Origin of the sequence: Bradyrhizobium pachyrhizi, assembly GCF_029714545.1 — a bacterium.
Lineage (GTDB): Bacteria > Pseudomonadota > Alphaproteobacteria > Rhizobiales > Xanthobacteraceae > Bradyrhizobium > Bradyrhizobium pachyrhizi.
Genome location: NZ_CP121667.1, coordinates 3892388 through 3908989, shown reverse-complemented (window position 1 = coordinate 3908989; position 16602 = coordinate 3892388). Strand labels below are relative to the sequence as shown.

Here is a 16602-nt window from a genome sequence, read left to right as displayed (position 1 = left end):
CTCCTTCTCACCGCAATCCGAGACTGCGGGCAATCATCCCGCGCAGGATTTCCGGCGTTCCCCCCCGAATGGTGAAGGACGGGGCGTGTAGCAGCACGTGCGCCAATCCTTGCGAGTATTCGTCCTCATCGTCGAGACTCGCCTCCATCGGCAGGAGCTTCCGCACGATCTCCGGGACCTCTCGTTCGAATGCCGTGCCGACGTCCTTGACAAGCGCGGCTTCCGTGACCGGGGTCCCGCCCTGCTCCAGAAGCCCGGCGATCGAGGACGACATTCGCCGTAGCGTAGCGAAGTGAACCGCCAGCCGACCGATCTCGACGGCCTGGCGTTCATTCGGTTCGTGTCCCACCTTGTTGATTAGTTCGACGAGCAGGCGGATATCGGACATGAAGCGGTCCGGACCGGCCCGTTCGAACGCCAACTCGCCGGTGACATGCGTCCAGCCTTCACCCGGCTTACCGATCATCATGTCGTCCGGAACGAAGCAGTCCTTGAAGAAAACCTCGTTGAACTCGTGTCCGCCCGACAGGTTCATGATCGGCCTGATCTCGATACCCTTCGACGTCGTATCCACGATGAACTGGGACAAGCCGGCATGGCGATCCTGGCCGGGTGGCCCGGTGCGGGCCAGCACAATCAGGTAGTGGACGCGGTGTGCGTTCGATGTCCAGATCTTGGCGCCGTTGATTACCCAGCCGTCTTCCACCCGATCTGCCCTGGTTCGAGCGGCCGCGAGGTCCGAGCCGGAGTCGGGCTCGCTCATGCCGATGCCGAAATAGCACTCGCCCGACGCGATTCTGGGCAGGATCAACTCCTTCGCACGTTCGCTGCCATGCTTGAGGATCTGAGGACCCGACTGCCGATCGGCGATCCAGTGCGCTCCGCCTGGTGCCCCGGCCGCCAGCATCTCCTCGGTGACGACGAAACGCTCGAGGTTGGAATACTCGCCGCCGCCATATTGCCTCGGCCAGGTCATGCCGATGAAGCCCGCCTTCGCGGCGCGCCGGCTGAATTCCGGATCGAATGTCGACCACGACGTCCGGTGTGCGGCATAGCGTCGATTGGCCCGCTCATCCTCAAGGAACACGCGAACCTTGCGCCGCATCGCATCGGCTTCCGGCGGAAGCGTCAGGGATTCGAACCGAAATGCGCGCAATTGAACCTCCTTCAGATTATCTCGCTTAGCGCAACGCGCCCGGCGCCTCACTTGCTCCTGACGCTGTTGGCAGACGCCTGCGCAGCGTCCATTCCGATCTCTGCCAGGATCTCGGCCGTATGCTCGCCCAAGCGAGGCGCATGCCGGCGAAGGCGGAACGGTGCTAAGCTAAAGGACACCGGTGCCCGGATCGATTTGTACGCGCCTTCCGACGGATGTTCGGCGCGCGCGAACATTCCGACCGCCTTCATGTGCTTGTCATCGGGCAAGTCGGCGAGGCCGAGCACAGGCATGCAGGGAATGCTGACATCATCGCAGAACGCGACCCATGCGGCGGTGGAGCGCCTGGGAGCCTCTTGTTCGATGATCTCGTACAGCGTCTCCAGATGAGACGCCCGCTCGACCAGCGGGAAGAAACGGACGTCCGACTTCAGCTCGGGACGCCCGATAAAATCGAAGAAATCGCGCCAGTTCCGATCCGAATAGGGAAGGATGCACATGTAGCCGTCGCCGGTCCGAAACGGCTTCCGCCGCGGGCTGACGACACGGCTATAGCCGGGACTTCCAAGCGAGGGCTCGAAGGCAAAGCCGAGCAGATGCTCGATATAGGCGAATTCCGCCGTGGTCTCGAACATCGGCACCTCGATGGCCTGGCCGCCGCCGCCGCGCTCACGCTGGAACAAGGCCGCCATCACCGAATAGGCGACTGCCTGCCCCGATAGCTTGTCGCACAGCACGGTCGGCATGAATGCCGGCTCGCCTCGCGCGGCAAGGTGCAGCGCGGCAAGTCCGGAGCCCGCCTGGATGATGTCGTCATAAGCGGCCTTGTCGCGATAAGGTCCCTTCTCGCTGAAACCGTAAGCGCCGCAATAAATGATATCCGGCTTGATCGCACGAACCGCCTGATAGCCAAGTCCGAGCTTATCGATCGCTCTGGGACGGAGCGAGTGCACGAAGACATCGGCCGTCGCAATCAGTTTGTGCAGTGCAGCCATTCCCGATGGCTGCTTCAAGTCAAGCACGACGCTACGCTTGTTGCGGTTGAGATGGAGAAAGCCGCCGGCCATGCCCTCGCTGCGATTGGGACGGTAGGTGCGAAAGGAATCGCCTTCCTCGCTCTCGATCTTGATCACGTCCGCACCGAGATCGGCCATGATGTGGGTCGCAAACGGCCCCATGATCACATTGGTCAGGTCGATGACGCGGATTCCGCCCAACGGGCCATCTGCAGGGGTCGTGTCCATCCCGAAACTCTCTCGTTCAGTTGGCCGCGTCTACCGGCACGCCACGCGGGATGTCCAACTTCTACGTGATCGCAGAACGATCAATACGCTTCGGCGTGATCCAGGCATTTATCACATATGCGATTGATTATGACCGTTCGTTCACTTGCTGGCCGGGCCGCGATCAAACATAGTTTTGCTCAACGACAATAAACGACCGGGAGCGAACGATGATGCCGACGAGCCGCCGCGGATTTGCGCATGCAATTGTAGGGGCCATTGCACTGGCGGGCCTTGCAAAGACCGCCCCGGCCTCCGCTGCCGAGAAATGGGATCTCTACATCTACAATCCCGTGGCGACGGTTGCAGCGGCCAAGGGCATGAACGCCATCATCGAGCAGATCGAGAAGGATACCGCCGGCGAGCTGACGATCCGGCTGCACCTCGGCGGATCGCTTCCGATCAACACCACGACCATCACCCAGGCGGTCAGCGACGACGTCGTGCAGATGGGCGACGACGGATACTTTCTCGGCAACGTGCCGATTGGCGGCGTCCTGCGATTGCCGCTGCTGATCCGCTCGCTTGATGAATACAAGAAAGCCGCCGACATCATGGCGCCGTACCTGGAAAAGGCCTTCGAGAAAAAAGGCGTGCTGGTGCTCGGGCAGTACCTTTATCCTTACCAGGTCGCATTCTCGAGCAAGAAGCTGACCTCGCTCGCAGACATCAAAGGGCAGAAGATCCGCGTGACCTCGCCCGAGCAGGGCGAATTCATCAAGCGGCTCGGCGGCGTGCCGGTCACGCTTGGCGCGCCGGAAGTCCCCTCGGCGCTGGATCGCAGCATCGTCGACGGCGTGCTCACCGCCAATACCGGCGGCGGAAACACCTGGAAGGACCTGCTGAAATTCAACTATCGGCTGGGCATCAACTACTTCAATTCCGTCATCATCGTGAACAAGGATCGCTTCAACAAGCTGTCACCGGAGATCCAGGCCAAGGTCCGCAAGGCGATCACAGACAACATGCCGCTGATCACCAAGGCCATGGCGGACGAGGAAGACGGTCTCAGCAAGAAGTTTGCCGAGGGCGGGATGACCGTCACGCCGGAACAGCCCGGCGATATTGACGCCGGCACCAAGGTGATCTCGGCATTCTGGGATGAATGGGCAAAGTCGAAGGGCCCGGATGCCGCGGCCGCGCTCAAGCAGGTTCGTGCGGCTCTCGGCCGGTAATCAATCATGGCCGGCGGCATCGAGATCAAGGACGTGGCGCCTGACGGCGCCGTCCACTTCATCGACAACGTGTCATCGGGCCCGGGCCCGGTCGAGAATGCGTCCGAGGCGCTCTGCGCCCTGTTTCTGGTTGCCATGATCATCCTGATCGGAGCGGAAGCGATCGCGCGCAACGTATTTTCGACATCGCTTCAGATAACCGATGAGATCGGCGGCTATCTTCTAGTCGCGACCACCTTCCTCAGCATGTCGGTTGCCGAAGCGCATGGCGCGTTTCACCGGGTTGAGCTGATCCAGGCCCGGCTTGGACAGTCCGCACGGATCGTTTCGCAGATCATCTTTGACCTGATGTCGCTGATCGCCGCCGCTTTCGTCACCTGGCAACTGGGGCGCCTCGTGATGAACTCCTGGCGCTCCGAGGACGTGGCTCCCACGCCGCTGCAAACGCCGCTGTGGTTGCCGCAGACCACGATGGCGCTCGGCATGCTGCTCCTGTGCTTCGCCCTGGTCCGCACCATTCTCGTCAAAATCCGGCACCTTCAAGGGAGCATGCAGCGATGACTCCCGGCGTCGAACTGATCCTTGTCCTTGCGATTTTCGTCGGCCTGCTTTGCGTTGGCATGACGATCCCGTTCGCAATCACCGTACCTTCCGTCATTTATCTGCTGCTGCACGCCGGTTTGGCCGGGCTGAAAGGCATCGGCCTCGTCAGCTGGGGCAGCATGAACAGCTTTACGCTGAGCGCCATCCCGCTGTTCATCCTGATGGCCGAGATCCTGCAGGAGAGCCGGTTGAGCCTGCGGGTCTATCACGGGCTGTCGAAGCTGGTCTCGTGGATTCCTGGGGGCTTGCTGCAAACCAACATCGCGGGATGTGCGATCTTTGCCGCCATCAGCGGCTCAAGTGTCGTCACGGCTGCATCGATCGGACGCGTCGCGCTGCCGGAACTTCGGAAGCGCAAATACAGCCCCCGCTTATCCGCCGGCTCTCTGGCCGCAGGGGGCACGCTCGGCATCCTGATCCCGCCGAGTATTGCCATGATCGTCTATGGCACCTTCACGGAGACCTCGGTCGCCAAGCTGTTCATGGCCGGCGTCATGCCGGGCCTGTTGCTGACCGCGATGTTCATGACTTACATTGCCCTGCACGCCTGGTTCAAGCCGGGGATCGCACCCGCTGAAACCGGCGCCCGATCGGTCCGCGAACTGCTGTCGGCCTTGCTCGACGTCATTCCGTTCATGGTGCTGATCGGCGGCACGATCGGGAGCATCTATTCCGGCTTGGTCACGCCGACTGAAGCCGCTGCCGTCGGCTGTGTGCTGGCGATGATCATCGCGATGTTCTGGGGTGACTTCAGCGTCGCAATTCTCTGGCGCGCATTACAGACCACCGTGCGCGTGTGCGGCAACATCCTGTTCATCGTCTATGCCGCCTTCCTGTTCTCTTACGCCATCAGCTATGCCGGCGTCGGCGAGCAGATCACCCAGTTCCTGGTCGATCTGAAGCTCTCGAAGCTCGAATTCTTCTTCGCTCTGTTCGTGCTCTATACGGTGCTGGGCTGCCTGGTCGAAAGTCTCGGCATGATCGTGGTGACGGTGCCCCTTCTCTATCCCGTTCTGGTCCAATACGGCATCGACCCGATCTGGTTCGGCGTCATCCTCGTGCTCTTCATCGAGATGGGCCAGATCTCGCCTCCCATCGGCATCAACCTTTTCGTGATCCAGAGCATCTGGACCGGCAAGCTGAGCGACGTCGTCACGGGCACGATTCCGTTCCATTTGATCATGTTCGTGCTGCTCGGTCTGCTGGTGATCTTCCCTGAAATCGCGATGTGGCTGCCCTCGCAGGCCGCTGTTGTCCCTTGACGAGATGAATAGATGTACGCAGCACCGGAAGTAATCCAGACCGAAGTCTTCGCCTGCCTACCGGACAAGTTTCGTCGCAAGGACCCTGACAACGCCTGGGCAGTCGTGAACCGCCGGGGACTTCCGACTGATTCCTTCATCGAGGGACCGTCTTTCGATCGCAACGGCAATCTCTATATCGTCGACATTCCTTATGGCCGGGTCTTCCGCATTTCCCCGGCCGGCGAGTTCACGCTGGTCGCAGAATATGACGGCGAGCCGAACGGCTTGAAGATCGCACGCGATGGTCGGATATTCATCACGGACTATCGCCACGGGCTCATGATGCTCGAGCCGGATAGCGGCAAAGTCACCAACGTGCTGGACCGGCGCTGGTCGGAGCGCTTCAAGGGTGTCAACGACCTGGTGTTTTCCAGCAATGGCGACATCTATTTTACGGACCAGGGGCAGACCGGCACGCACGACCCGACCGGTCGCGTCTATCGTCTGCGCGTCGACGGAACGCTCGACTTGATCGTCGGCAACGTGCCGAGCCCGAATGGGTTGGTGCTCAATGGCAGCGAACACATCTTGTATGTCGCCGCAACGCGCGGCAATGCGATCTGGCGGATACCGCTGATGCCGGACGGCACGGCATCGAAGGTCGGCATATTCCTCCAGTTGTCCGGAAGCCTGGGCGGCCCCGACGGCCTGGCGATGGACGAGCAAGACAATCTTGCCATCGCTCACGCCGGCCTCGGCACCGCTTGGATATTCAGTCGCCTGGGCGAGCCACTCTATCGAATCCGCTCCTGCAAGGGCCTCGCCACGACCAATGTGGCCTATGGTGGTCCCGACAACAAGAACCTCTACATCACGGAGTCGGAAACCGGCTCCATTCTGGTCGCGCGCCTGCCCGTTGCGGGACGGCTGATGGCCTCGCATCGTTAGCCGCTCAATGAGGAAGGCAGCGTATTGAGGCCACCCTCGCGCTTTGGCGTCCCATCACCGACTTTGATGCACAGATATCATCGAGTGGCGGACGGCGCCTGTGTCAATCCGTTGTCGATTGAAAACCCCTGGCGGCACGTCCTCCGATAGATGCGGACCAGCCAGTTGCTTGCTCAGGGGCATTCGATCCGTTGCCATGGCCATCGACAGCGTAGTTCGTCGGGCTGCCGCTGAAATCGAACACGGCGGTGAAGCGCAGGATGCTCAACGGCACGGTCGGATCGGCGCCGTATTCACTCGTCTTGGCGATCGTTCGGGATCGGCACGGGCATTGCGGATGAGCAGCAGTCGATCCCCCCAATAATGCAGCCAGGCTGCCCCTGAACTTCCAATCGCTCATGATGAATGGCGGCGATCTCGACCCCGCTCATCGACCTGCCCTGCTCGATCAACTGCGCGAGGTCAGACCATATTTCGACTTCCGAGCCGGATAGGAGATCGAGCCGAATCCACGCCACTTTCCATGACACCGAAACGAGCTTTGAGGCCGCTGCCTGTATTGGCCGACTATAGATTTTTGTTGATCTCCTGATGCACACATCGTGCACACGACGCCCTCTAATCGATTGAAACACGTGAACTCTCACTCCAATCCATCACCACCCAGCTCGGGCAAGCTCCGCCAAACAGCTCAAATTGGAGGAGGTTCAGGGAGAGCCGGTTTCCGCCGATGGCAAGCTGATGATGCGCGGCGCGCCGACCTCCCGGGGCAGTGGCGCGCCGAGCACAAGCGACAGCTGATGCGAGGCGTCGGTAAGCCGGGCCGCCAACGCCCCGAGATCGGCGCGACGTATGCGTTCGACGGGGCCGCTGACCGTCATGGCCCCCACCAGTGCTCTGTCGTGGCCGAAGACAGCGGTGGAGAGAGAGGCCGTCACGGCGTCGTAAATTCCGGAGCTGACGAAAATTTGCACGCCGTCATCTACCCGGTCCGCCCAACGGGCCATCCTCAGCACTTGTCCTGTCGAGGTCAAATCAAGCGGCGCGAGATTTGTGAGCCGCGCGACGTCGCGTACTAGTTGCGGCGAATCCACCCGAAACAGGCAGAGCCGGCTGTCGCGTTCGCGCACGTGAAACGCGCTGCTCTCCAACGTCTGCTGGCTTAGCCGCTGAAGCACCGGCAGCACATGCTGTTCGAGATTGAAATTGGCCCGATAGGTGGTGCCGAGCTGAAAAGTCTTCGCACCAAGTGCGTAGCGGCCGTCGCTGAGGCGGACGACGTAGCCGGCTTCGTCCAATGATACCAGCGAACGCATCACCGTTGGTTTCGCCAAACCCGTGAACTTGGCGATGTCGGCCAGGCTGCGCGAGCCGGCTCCGGCGAAGGTATCCAGGATCGCCAGTGCGCGTTGCACGGCGGCGACCCCCTGTGTCTTCGGCATCGAAATCCCCTGTTCCGCCGATTCTGGGTTGACCTCGGCGCATCGCCATTACACTATGCGTAACGGCGTTCCATTTTCAATGGGGTTCGGTATGGCCGTAGGGTTCAGGATCCATTCCCGCAAGCGCGCTGTCGCGGACGAATGGATCAAGCGGGCTCGCGCCCTTCCGGTCGCCAATATTAGTGATGTGATGTCACGCATGGCCTCGGGCGGCGCGACGCTGCGGCCGATGCATGCGGCCGGTGGCATGGCTGGTCCCGCTCTGACCGTGAAGACCCGCCCCGGCGACAATTTGATGGTTCACAAGGCGCTCGACATGGCAGTTGCCGGCGACGTCATCGTGGTCGATGCGGCTGGCGACCTCAGCAACGCAATCTTCGGAGAGATGATGCTCGCGCAGGCGGCCCGGCGCGGCGTCGCCGGCATCGTCATCCATGGCGCGATCCGCGATGCGGCTGCGATCCGGGCGAACCCGCTGCCCGTATTCGCAGCGGGTGTCACCCATCGCGGTCCGTACAAGGACGGTCCGGGCGAGATCAACGGGCCGATCGCGATCGGCGGCATGGTCATACAACCCGGCGATTTGGTGTTGGGCGACGACGACGGCGTCCTCGCGGTCGCCGTCGACGATTGCCGCGCGGTGATCGAGGCCGCCGAAGCCAAGAGGGCTGCCGAGACCAAGCAAATGGCGGCGATCGAAGCCGGTACGCTCGATCGTAGCTGGGTCGACGCCTCGCTCCGCCGTCTCGGCTGCGAGATGCCAGAGGTCTAACGATGGCCGGGCGTACGATCTCCGAGAAGATACTCGCTCGAAAATCCGGGCAGGATGCGCAGGCCGGGGACCTCGTGGTCTGCGAGGTCGATTGCGCGCTCGGTACCGACGGTTCAGTCCCCATGGCGCTCGATTATTTCAAGGCGATGGGCGGGAAGAACGTGCACGATTCTGCGCGATTGGTCTTTGCGCTCGACCATTACGTGCCGCCCGCGAGCCCGCAAACGATCGAACTGCATCGCGTGATGCGAGACTTCGCCAAACGCTTCGGCGTCACACTGCATGAGGCCGGCGAAGGAATCGGCCACCAGCTCATCGTCGAGACCGGCCGCGCGCTGCCGGGCAGCCTAGTCGTTGGAGCCGACAGCCACGCCGTGACATACGGGGCGCTGAATTGTTTTGCGACCGGGATCGGTTCGTCCGACCTTGCCGCAATCATGCTGTGCGGCCGGATGTGGTTGCGCGTCCCGGACTCGATCCGCGTCGTTCTGACCGGAGAACTGCCGAGCGGCGTCTATGCGAAGGATATCGCGCTGGCGATCGTGGGCCGACTCGGCGCCGACGGTGCGGCCTATCAGGCGCTCGAATTCGCGGGGCCCGGCCTCGCCACGCTCACGCTGGAGGACCGCCTCGTCCTGAGTAATCTTGCGGTCGAGATGGGAGCGAAGACCGGCATCTTCCCGGCCGATGAAGAGACCGTCGCGTATCTGGAAGGTCGCACCGGCCAAGCCTTCGAACCGATCGCACCGGATCCGGATGCCCGCTACAGCCGGACCGTGGAGATCGCGCTCGACGCACTCCCGCCGCAGATCGCATTGCCGCATCTGGTGGATCAGGTCGTACCACTCGAGGATGCGGCCGGCACGCCGGTGCAGATGGTCTATCTCGGCACCTGCACGGGCGGCAGGCTACGCGATTTCCATCAGGCCCGTGCCGTGCTCGAGGCGGGTGGAGGCGTCGCGCCCGGCGTCCAGCTCGTGGTCACGCCGGCATCGCGCGAGGTCCGCGACGCCATGGCGGCCGACGGCACGCTCGACGCCCTGGTCGGCTTCGGCGCGACGGTGGTCGAGCCGGGTTGCGGCTCCTGCTGCGGGACCTGCGGGGTGATCCCGGCAGACGGAGTTTCAGTGATCTCGACGGCCAACCGCAACTTCAAGGGCCGCATGGGTAACGCCAAGGCATCAATCTACCTCGCCTCCCCGGCTGCCTGCGCAGCCACGGCAACACGCGGCGCGGTGACTGATCCCCGCGAGGTGTCGCGATGACAGCTCTACGGGGACGCGCGCGACTGGTTGGCGACGACGTCAACACTGACTCGATCATCAGCTCGACCCGCAAGCGAGAGAGCCTCGATCCCGCTGTTCTGAAGCAATTCCTGTTCGAGCATGTCGACCCTGCCTTCGCAGCCTCTGTACAGCCCGGAGACATCCTGGTGGCGGGCAAGAATTTCGGTTGCGGTTCGGCCATGGAGGTCGCCGTCACGACAGTGCTCGGCGCCGGCATTCCGGCGGTGCTGGCTCGAGGATTCTCGCGGACCTACTACCGCAACGCCATCAACAACGGCCTGCTGCCGCTCGTCTGCGATACCGCCGGGATTAGTGAGGGCGACATCCTGATCTACGACGGCACCGGCGCGATCCGCAACGAACGTAGTGGCGAGACGCTCAGCCCGGATCCTCTGCCACCGATCATGCTGGCGATCCTGCGCGCGGGTGGCCTCGTTCCCTACATGCGTCAGAACGGTGACTTCAAGCTATGACGGCCACAGAGACTTCCTCCGCCATCGCCTCGACAGGTTACCGTCTTCGGCTTCCCGGTCCAACCGAGGTGCCCGAGCGGGTGCGGCAGGCGATGGCCCGGACAATGGTCAACCATCGCGGTCCCGAATGCCGGGCCGCGATCGGCGAGGCGGAGAAGATGATCCGTCCGATCCTGGGGACGACAAACCATGTCCTGTTCTTTGCGAGTTCCGGAACAGGCGTCATGGAGGCCGCGCTCGTCAACGTGGCGGGGCCCGGTAGCCGGATCCTTGTGATCGAGCATGGTCAGTTCGGCGAGCGTTTCACCGCCATCGCCAAGGCCATGAACATCACGGTCGACACGGTCGCGATCGAATGGGGCCAGGCGATCGATATCGCCGCGGTGGAGGCACGGTTGCGCGAGCACACCTATTGCGCCGTCGTCGCCGTGCACAATGAGAGCTCAACCGGGATCGTGGCCGATCTCGCCGCGCTCGGCGCGCTCGTGCGCGACCGGCCCACGCTGCTGATCGCAGATTCTGTCAGCGGTCTTGGCGGCATCGAGATGCGGCAGGACGAATGGGGCGTCGATATCGTGGTCTCAGCCTCGCAAAAGGCCTTGATGTGCCCGCCCGGCCTCGCACTTGCCAGCGTGAGCGCCAAGGCATGGCGCGTGATCGGGCAGGACAAGCAGCGATCGACCTTCTATTGGGATTTCCGTCGCGCGCTGAAATCCGCAGAGCAAAACGAGACCGCATTCACGGCGCCGGTGAGCCTCATCTACGGTCTGCGAGAGGCCTTGACGATGATGCATGAGGAAGGCTTCGCCAATGTGCTCGAGCGCCACAAGAAGCTCTCAGCCGCGCTGCGCGCCGGCGGCGCGGCGCTCGGACTAGCAGATTTTTGCCGCGATGAGCCGCGCTCGAGCACGGTCGTGGTCTTCAAGGTCCCAGACGGGCTCGAAGGCGGAGCCATCGTCCGGCAGCTCTACCAGGATCACCGCACGGTGATCGCAGGCGCCCGCAACCGTCTCTCTGGCCGTGTCATCCGGTTTGGCACGATGGGGGCTTTGAGCACGGCGACGATTCTGACCGACCTTCTGCATCTTGAAGACTCACTCACGAAGCTCGGCTTGCCGATTGAACCAGGCGCCGGGCTCAAGGCGGCCACCGTGTACCTCGCTGCCACCACATGAGCGACGACTGAACCGATAAAGGCGAACCATGATGAGATGTCCTGCCTCCGTCCTCGCCCGAGTCGTGGCGCTCGCGGTATCGCTGTTCGCGGCCGGGCTGGCCGCGGCCCAGCAGAGCGTCGTGCTCTATTCGGCCAACGACGACACCGTGAACAAGCTTGTCGCCGAAGGCTTCGCCAAGGCGACCGGGATCAAAGTCGACGTGGTCTCGACCGGATCGGGTGTCCTTGTACGCCGTGTCGCCTCCGAGTCCGCCAATCCGCAGGGTGACGTGATCTGGGGTGTCAATGCGACGCTGCTGCGGCTGGCGAGTCCACATCTTCAGGCTTACCCGGCCACGGGCCGCGAAGCCGTGCCGGCCCAATTCCGCGATCCAAACGACCTTTGGCTGGGCACCAACATCCAGGTCGTTGTAATCGGGCAGAATACCAAGGCGATCGACAAGGCCAGCGGGCCCAAATCCTGGGCCGACCTCCTCGATCCGAAATGGAAGGGCAAGCTCGCTTTTACCGACCCGGCCAATTCGGGATTCTCATATGCGGCCGCGACCACACTTCTGTCGCTGTGGGGTGCGGATGACGCGGCGTGGACGAGGATGGACGGGCTGCTCGCCAATGCGAAGGTGCTCAACCGCTCGACCCAGGTGTTCGACGGGATCGGTAGCGGCGAATATCCACTTGGCATCACCCTCGAATACGCCGGCTTCCTGTGGGCCCATAATGGCGCGCCAGTGAGCGTCACCTATCCGGCCGAGGGCACATATGCGGGCGTCGAGGGCGCGGCCGTCCTGAAAGGCGGACCGAACCCCGAGCCCGCCAAGCGGCTGGTCGACTACCTGGCCAGCAAAGAAGTTCAGGAGATGTTGCTTAAGGCGACCTTCCGGCGACCTGCCCGTCAAGATATCGAGCTCGAGGCAGTCGCACCCGGGATGCTGCCGTTCCGGGCGATCAAGGTGCTGCCTTATGACGATGCCAAATGGGAAGCAGCCCGGCGCGACACCCTCGCGCGGCTGAAGACCACGATCCAGAACACGCGCTGATCCCATGACCAGGATCCGGATTGAAGGCCTGACCCGCACCTTCGGCGCGGTGCGGGCCGTCGACAACATTTCGCTCGACATCAGGCACGGCGAGCTGTTCACGCTGCTCGGGCCTTCGGGCTGCGGGAAGACGACGCTGCTGCGCATGATCGCCGGCTTCGTCGATGTCGAATCCGGATCCATTTCCTTCGACGACCGGCGCATCGATGCCCTGCCCGCGCATCGCCGCGACAGCGGCATGGTGTTTCAGAACTACGCGATCTTCCCGAACCACACCGTCGCCGAAAACGTGGCCTACGGGCTGAAGGCCAGGAAGGTCCCGGCTGCCGAGATTGCATCGCGTGTCGACAAAGCGCTCGAGCGGGTGCGCCTAGCAGGTTACGGTCCACGCTCGCCACACCAGCTTTCCGGTGGCCAGCTGCAACGCGTGGCGATCGCCCGCGCGCTCGTGATCGAACCTGCTGTGCTCCTGTTCGATGAGCCTCTTTCCAATCTCGACGCGCAACTGCGCACCGAAATGAGAATCGAGGTCCGACAGCTCCAGCAGGCGCTCGGCCTCACTGCGATCTACGTGACGCACGATCAGGAGGAGGCGCTCGCCATCTCGGACCGCATCGCCGTCTTGCGTCGCGGCAAGATCGAGCAAGTGGACACGCCCGAACGCATCTATCGGATGCCGCAGACTGCGTTCGTCGCCGAGTTCCTCGGTTCGACCAATATGGTGCCGGGCATCGCCGGCGCTTTCGACGGCCGCAACACCCCTGTCGCGGCGGCCGGAACGGAGTTCTCAGTCAGAGGCGAGGTTGCATCACCGGGCGCACCGGTGTTGCTGTCGCTCAGGCCGGAGGCCCTGCGGCTGGGAAACAGTTCCGACGGCCCGCTCGTTCAGGCACGTCTGGCGCTACGCGAATTTCTGGGCCCGATGCAGCGTCTCCACGCAACGTTGCCAGACGGCACCCAGCTTCGGATCACAGCGCTCGGCGGCCAGGTACTTGATGTCTTGCCCGGCGCTCCGCTCACCCTTGCCTACGATCCTGCCCAGATCACGGCGTATCCGGCGCCATGAAACGCTTTGCCACCATCGTGGCGCTGGCGGCGCTGGTTCTGCTCGCGGTCTTTCTGCTCTACCCACTGGCGCTCGTTCTGGATGCGAGCATACGGATCGACGGCACGGGCGGGCTGACGCTCGGGAACTATGCGGCGATTGTGAAGAGCCGCTACTACCTTGGCAGCATCGGCAATAGTCTGCTTTGCGCCACGCTCGCGACGGCCTTCACATGCGCGATCGGAATTCCGCTCGCCTTCTGTCTTGCCCGGATCGACATACCGGGCCGCGCACTGCTGCTGACGCTTGCCTCCCTCCCGCTGGTCCTGCCCTCCTTCGTCAGCGCCTACGCGCTCGTGCTGCTGTTCGGCCATGCCGGCGTCATCACTAGCGCCTTGCGCGGAATCGGCATCCCGATCGGCTCGATCTATGGCCTACCCGGCATCGTCATCGTGTTCACGTTGACGCTCTATCCCTACGTCGTCATGCCCGTGCTGGCCGGCTTCCAGGCCGTCGATGCCTCGATGGAGGAGGCAGCCCGCAATCTCGGCGGTTCACGGTCCTATGTGATCCGCACCGTGCTGCTGCCGATCGTGATGCCGGCGATACTTGCCGGGGGAATTTTGGTGTTCATTGAGGCGCTGGAGAATTTCGGCGTGCCAGCGGTGCTGGCTGAGGACCGCCCGTTCCTGGCCGTCGACATCTTCAAGCTGTTCGCCGGCGAATCTGACGCCAATCCGGCTGCTGCGGGTGCGCTCAGCGTGCTCCTGATTGCCTGCACGGCGCTCGCGCTTCTCGTTCAACGGCACTATCTCGCCAAGCGCCGCTTCTCAACCAATGCCCGCAGTGCGACCGCGAAGCTGCCGATGACACCGGGACTGCGGCTGGTGGCTACGGTCGTGAGTTGGGGCATTGTGATTTTCTCGCTGCTGCCTTTCGCAGCCGTGTTGATGATCTCTCTCCTGCGCTTCCGTGGCCCCGTGCTGACCTGGGAGTTCGGATTGGGCAATTACGCGACCTTGTTGTCGGGCTCCTATCGGCCGCTGCTCAACACGCTGACGCTCGCCAGCATCGCGGCCATCGCCACTATGCTGATCGGCGCTCCGATCGGCTACGTGGTGGCCCGGCACCGCACGCGCCTGTCTGGGTTGCTCGATTTCGTCGGCATGGTGCCGTTTGCGGTTTCCGGCACGATCCTGGCGATCGGGCTCATTATCGCGTTCAACAGCGGGCCGTTGATCTTGACCGGCGGCTGGCTGATCCTAGTCATCGCCTATGTCGTCCGCAAATTGCCCTTCGCGATCCGGTCGTCCTCGGCAATTGTGCATCAGCTCGATCCCTCGCTCGAGGAAGCCTCAATCAATCTTGGGGTCTCGCCGAGCAAAACCTTCGCGACCCTGACGGTGCCGTTGATGGCGAGCGGCCTTGTCGGCGGCCTCGTGCTGGTCTGGATCACCGCAGCATCCGAGTTGAGCGCAACTATCGTGCTCTATGCGAGCGGCTGGGTCACCACGACCGTCGTGATGTACCATGCCATCGAGGGCACCGGCGCGGGACTCGCGGCCGCCGCAGCCGCGGTGCTTATCCTGGTCACCGCAATCCCGTTGCTCCTGATCAACCGACGCATAAGCAAACACGAAACGACCGTGATCTGACGGCAGGTGAGGACGGCATGAACGACGCAACCCAAGCGCTCCCGAATTTCCGCAGCGACAACGTCGCACCGGTCAGCCCTGAGATACTGCGAGCGATCGAGGCGGCCAATCGTGGGCCAGCCGCCGCTTATGGCGACGACGATTATTCGAAATTGCTGAATCAGCGCTTCTCGACGCTGTTCGAGACCGAGGTTGCGGTGTTCCCAGTCTCGACCGGCACGGCCGCCAATGCTTTGTCGCTCGCAACCTGCGTGCGGCCCTATGGCGCGATCTATTGCCACAAGGAGGCACATATCGACACGGCGGAAGGCGGCGCGACCGAAGCCTTCACAGGTGGCGCGAAGCTCCTCACGCTGCCCGGCCGGCATTTTCGGATCGAGCCGCCAATCCTGCGCGAGGCGGTTACCGGGGCGGCTTGGGGAGTCCGCAATCGCGCGCAGCCCGATGCGGTGTCGATCACTCAGGCCAGCGAATATGGGACGGTCTACCCTCTCGCCGAGATCGCCGCGATCGGCGAAATCGCCCGTGACAAGAATCTGTCGCTGCACATGGATGGCGCCCGGTTCGCCAACGGCTTGGCGCGGCTCGGCTGTAGCCCGGCCGATATGACCTGGCGAGCGGGCGTCGACATCCTGTCGTTTGGAGCAACCAAGAACGGGGCGATGTCAGCGGATGCGATCGTGGTCTTCGACCACAACCTTGTTGAACCCCTGTCCTATCGGCTTCGCCGCGCCGGACAGACCGCGTCGAAGATGCGTTATGCGTCCGCGCAGCTGCTCGCTTATGTCGAGGATCGCCTTTTTCTACGACTCGCGGCAAAGGCCAATTCCGTGGCTGCCTACCTTGGAGCAGGTCTTGCTGCACTGCCTGACGTTCGGCTCGTTGCTCCAGTGGAAGCCAATTTGATCTTCGCAAAGCTGCCCGCACTAGCCATCGACCGGCTCACGGCAAACGGGTTGCAATTCGCGCGACGAGGCGACGAGGTGATCCGGTTCGTCGCCCGCTTTGACAGCACCGAGCAGGAGGCCGATGAGGTCATCGCCCTCGTCCGTCGCGCGGTCACGGGACCAACATCGGTTGGCTTGTGACACCTGCGCGCGCCCTGTTGATGAACATAGAAGAGCAGTGTGGCGGACAAAGCGTAGCCCATGCGAACAGGGAGCGACCCAAACCCCGCACCAACTCTTATCGTCGACTGTAGTTGGTTCAGCTTCTCCCGACCGGCCGAATGCCGTGAGGAACACTAGCGTCCTCGCCACAATGCGCGAGCCAGAGGCTCGAGCACTCTCGAGCCATCACCGCTTTT

The 16602-nt window shown here is 62.8% G+C and carries 16 protein-coding genes and 1 pseudogene; 13 read left to right on the top strand and 4 right to left on the bottom strand.

Going from position 1 to position 16602, the window contains the following annotated elements; all coding sequences use genetic code 11:
* Window positions 1–7: 7 nt before the first annotated feature.
* Window positions 8–1156 carry an acyl-CoA dehydrogenase family protein gene (locus QA639_RS17855; protein ID WP_028334194.1) on the bottom strand — a complete coding sequence of 383 codons (1149 nt, stop codon included), beginning with the start codon at window positions 1154–1156 and terminating at the stop codon, window positions 8–10.
* 47 nt (window positions 1157–1203) lie between these two features.
* On the bottom strand, window positions 1204–2400 hold the full coding sequence (locus QA639_RS17850; protein ID WP_028334193.1) for a CaiB/BaiF CoA transferase family protein: 1197 nt from the start codon (window positions 2398–2400) through the stop codon (window positions 1204–1206).
* 209 nt (window positions 2401–2609) lie between these two features.
* On the opposite strand from QA639_RS17850, the gene dctP reads away from it, so the two are divergent.
* Genes dctP through QA639_RS17830 form a run of 4 tightly spaced genes read left to right on the top strand, consistent with a single transcriptional unit; the run spans window position 2610 to window position 6409 of the window.
* Window positions 2610–3614 carry a TRAP transporter substrate-binding protein DctP gene (gene dctP, locus QA639_RS17845; RefSeq protein WP_244978420.1) on the top strand — a complete coding sequence of 335 codons (1005 nt, stop codon included), beginning with the start codon at window positions 2610–2612 and terminating at the stop codon, window positions 3612–3614.
* Window positions 3615–3620: 6 nt separating this feature from the next.
* The gene (locus tag QA639_RS17840; protein ID WP_157341611.1) at window positions 3621–4175 is read left to right on the top strand and encodes a TRAP transporter small permease; all 555 of its coding nucleotides are present in this window, start codon (window positions 3621–3623) and stop codon (window positions 4173–4175) included.
* Entirely contained in the window at window positions 4172–5479 is a 1308-nt protein-coding gene (locus tag QA639_RS17835) for a TRAP transporter large permease (RefSeq protein WP_283090356.1), read from the top strand. The genes QA639_RS17840 and QA639_RS17835 overlap by 4 nt, the downstream gene beginning before the upstream one ends.
* Before the next feature lie 12 nt (window positions 5480–5491).
* Window positions 5492–6409, top strand: a complete 918-nt coding sequence (locus QA639_RS17830) for an SMP-30/gluconolactonase/LRE family protein (RefSeq protein WP_283090355.1) — start codon at window positions 5492–5494, stop codon at window positions 6407–6409.
* A 103-nt stretch (window positions 6410–6512) separates the two neighbouring features.
* On the opposite strand, the gene QA639_RS17825 is transcribed toward QA639_RS17830, so the two are convergent.
* Both QA639_RS17825 and QA639_RS17820 read right to left on the bottom strand, forming a co-directional pair.
* The gene (locus tag QA639_RS17825; protein WP_283090354.1) at window positions 6513–6809 is read right to left on the bottom strand and encodes a hypothetical protein; all 297 of its coding nucleotides are present in this window, start codon (window positions 6807–6809) and stop codon (window positions 6513–6515) included.
* A gap of 307 nt (window positions 6810–7116) precedes the next feature.
* Window positions 7117–7851 (bottom strand): IclR family transcriptional regulator, encoded by a 735-nt coding sequence (locus tag QA639_RS17820; RefSeq protein ID WP_283090353.1) that lies wholly within the window; start codon window positions 7849–7851, stop codon window positions 7117–7119.
* 91 nt (window positions 7852–7942) lie between these two features.
* Between QA639_RS17820 and QA639_RS17815 the strand changes: the two genes are divergently transcribed.
* From QA639_RS17815 to QA639_RS17780, 9 genes and pseudogenes are all read left to right on the top strand, one after another.
* Window positions 7943–8623, top strand: a complete 681-nt coding sequence (locus QA639_RS17815; RefSeq protein WP_283090352.1) for an RraA family protein — start codon at window positions 7943–7945, stop codon at window positions 8621–8623.
* 2 nt (window positions 8624–8625) lie between these two features.
* Window positions 8626–9888, top strand: a complete 1263-nt coding sequence (locus QA639_RS17810; protein ID WP_283090351.1) for a 3-isopropylmalate dehydratase large subunit — start codon at window positions 8626–8628, stop codon at window positions 9886–9888.
* The gene (locus QA639_RS17805; RefSeq protein WP_028334186.1) at window positions 9885–10382 is read left to right on the top strand and encodes a LeuD/DmdB family oxidoreductase small subunit; all 498 of its coding nucleotides are present in this window, start codon (window positions 9885–9887) and stop codon (window positions 10380–10382) included. Before QA639_RS17810 ends, QA639_RS17805 begins: the two co-directional genes overlap by 4 nt.
* Window positions 10383–10474: 92 nt before the next feature.
* Window positions 10475–11557, top strand: coding sequence for a pyridoxal-phosphate-dependent aminotransferase family protein (locus QA639_RS17800; RefSeq protein WP_283090350.1), 1083 nt, complete (start codon window positions 10475–10477; stop codon window positions 11555–11557).
* Window positions 11558–11585: 28 nt separating this feature from the next.
* Window positions 11586–12596, top strand: coding sequence for an extracellular solute-binding protein (locus tag QA639_RS17795; protein ID WP_080667077.1), 1011 nt, complete (start codon window positions 11586–11588; stop codon window positions 12594–12596).
* 4 nt (window positions 12597–12600) lie between these two features.
* Entirely contained in the window at window positions 12601–13662 is a 1062-nt protein-coding gene (locus QA639_RS17790) for an ABC transporter ATP-binding protein (protein ID WP_050386204.1), read from the top strand.
* Window positions 13659–14390 (top strand): annotated as a pseudogene (locus tag QA639_RS41920) (ABC transporter permease); the annotation flags it as partial. The gene QA639_RS17790 and the pseudogene QA639_RS41920, both read left to right, overlap by 4 nt.
* 366 nt (window positions 14391–14756) lie before the next feature.
* Entirely contained in the window at window positions 14757–15296 is a 540-nt protein-coding gene (locus QA639_RS41915; protein ID WP_410712190.1) for an ABC transporter permease, read from the top strand.
* Window positions 15297–15313: 17 nt separating this feature from the next.
* Complete coding sequence (locus QA639_RS17780) at window positions 15314–16384, top strand: threonine aldolase family protein (RefSeq protein WP_050386206.1); 1071 nt, start codon at window positions 15314–15316, stop codon at window positions 16382–16384.
* Window positions 16385–16602: the final 218 nt, after the last annotated feature.